This is a genomic window from Camelimonas sp. FR25, from assembly GCF_059740505.1.
Window position 1 is genome coordinate 1 of the sequence record NZ_JCAWFG010000100.1, and the last position, 2,356, is coordinate 2,356.

The 2,356-nt window shown below is 66.5% G+C and carries 1 protein-coding gene; it reads right to left on the reverse strand.

From position 1 onward, the window contains the following. Positions 1 to 292: 292 nt before the first annotated feature. A partial coding sequence (locus AC6A67_RS14360; RefSeq protein WP_498037240.1) for an autotransporter outer membrane beta-barrel domain-containing protein occupies positions 293 to 2,356 on the reverse strand: 2,064 nt, incomplete at its 5' end.

Below are 2,356 nucleotides of genomic sequence, written 5' to 3' on the forward strand. Positions count from 1 at the left end.
GTTTGCATCGCTCTCCTCAAATGACACGAACTATACCCCGCGATCCACGCGGGTTAAGGTATTTGTTGTAACACTAGATGTTGCAGTGGACGGCCCTCTCCCCCTCGCCCACCGCCCAGATGCTGGCAGGCCGGTGAGCATCCCGCCCACATCCGCCGGACCGATCTGCTCGGGACCCTCACCGATAAGGCCCGCCATAACCATTGAAAAGCAAAAACCCCGCGCCAGGCGGCGCGAGGTTCTGATGTTTGCCTGACCGGGCGGCGCACCCGCCCGGCTCAACCTGTCTGCCTTACCACTGGTAACGCAGGCCGCCCTTCAGCGAGCTGCTGGACAGATCGCCGTTGAACTTGTGGCTGACGGTGACGAAACCCGACAGGCCAGCCCCCGTACCTGTGACATTCAGCGTACCGGCGATCTCGCCAAAGGCGCCGCGGAAGTTGTCCTCAACCCCGAGCGGGATGCCGGCGCTGTAGATCCGCGCCGTATTGACGCCGCGGAACTCGTTCCACAGACGACCCGTGACCGAGGCCTCGAGACGATAGGCGTCATTCAGCGCCATCGAGCCGCCGAAGCGGGCGCCGATGCCGCCGCGCAGGCTGTCATTGGCGTCAAACTTGGCCAGCGCGCCTGGCAGCGAAATCAGCTGGTCAAGCGTGGTGCGGGCGTAAGAGATCGTCGCCACCGGTTCGATGAACATGTTCGGCGCCAGATTGAACCGGTAGCCCGTGTCGAGCTGGAAGCCGAGGGTGGTGGCGTTGACGCCCTGCATGGTGGCCAGCGACGGCGCGCGATAGTCGAGGTTCAGCAGGTCAACCTTGGCCAGCGCATCAACGAAGAAGTTCTGGTTCAGGTAGGTGGCGTAAATGCCCGCCGTGCCGCCGCGATAATTTGCGGAGGTCGGCGACGTCTTGAAGTCGACATGCGACGAGATGTAACCGGCCATCATGCCGAACAGCAGGGCGTCGCCCGACCGCGCCACATTCTCCTGGCCGAAGTCCACGCCGCCCAGCAGACCAAACGTGTCACGCTTGTAGCTGGTGTTGTGGTTATACAGGCGATTGTGCAGGGCATGGGTGGCGTTGGCGTCGCGGTGCTCCCACGAACCAATGGCCTTGGCCCAGACGCCAGGGGTGACGCTTCCCGGCTTGCCAGGATTGGCCAGCCAGTTGCGCAGGTCTGCCTGGCGGTCGAGCCACACGCCGGTGGTCTCGTGCCAGATGCTCTGCGCCGCAGTGGCCAACACCGGCAGCTCGTAGGCCTCGGTATCAGGCGCGCCAACCAGCACGAATTCCTGACCGCCGCCCGGAGCGGACTTGAGCGCCACGTCGTAGAAGAACAGTCCCTTGTCGATCACAGCCCGGCCGCCGCGAATGGCGTTGGCGCTGGACGGATCGAGCACCACGGCCCCTGCGGACTCAACACCGCCCTGAGCCGCCATGATGGTCACGCCCTGCGGGTTGTATGCGCCCGGACCCGTGTTCTGGTCGCTGACCACGAGGCTGGTGACGCCGCTGACCACACCGCCAACCACCAATTGGTCAGCGGTGGAGCCCGTGCCGCCGAGCCAGGCGTCGATCGCCAGGCGGGCGTTGCCGACGCCAGCGTAGTTGCCGCTGGTCTGCAGCACGTCACGCGGCGCCGTGCCGGGCAGCGAGGCGCCCGGGGCTTCGTCCTGCATGGTGATCAGACCCGCCGCGAGGCCGGCCGGATCGCCATTCGTGAAGTTAGTGAGCTGCTGGAACCGGGTGGTCTCGGCGACGGCGCCCTGGAAGGCGGCGACGATCCGTCCGGTGTTGTTCAGCGCCGAGGTTCCTCCGCCGAAATTGTTGTCGCCGGTGACATACCAGCTGTTGGAGCTCTGGTTGGCGAACACGCTGTCGCCAGGCAGGTTGACCCGCCCAATGATCACGCCGTCATTGGTGAGACTGGCGCTGGCGCCGGCCACATTGATCGCCAGATCGCCCGACGCGGCGGCGAGATCGCTGCCGGCGCGGTTGGAGGCGACGGAGCCATCGACGCCGATGGCGATGCTCGCCCCCGCGCCGCTGGCCACCTGCATGACAGGCGCAAGATCGCCGCCCGCGCCGCGCACCATGCCGCCGATGCTGAGGCTGGCGGTGTCGCCGGCGCTGGCGACGATGCCCGAGCCCAGGGTGGCCAGCACCGCGCTGGCGCTGCCCGTGGTCAGGCTCAGCCCGCCATCGTTGGTGCTGGCGATGACGCCGACGCCGCCGCCATAGATCAGCCCGTCGCTCTCGATCTGGATGAAGTTGCCGGGGCCGCTGGACAGGGCCATGACGCCGACGCTACCGCCGACGATGGCGCCTTCGTTGCGCACCTCCGACAGATTGCC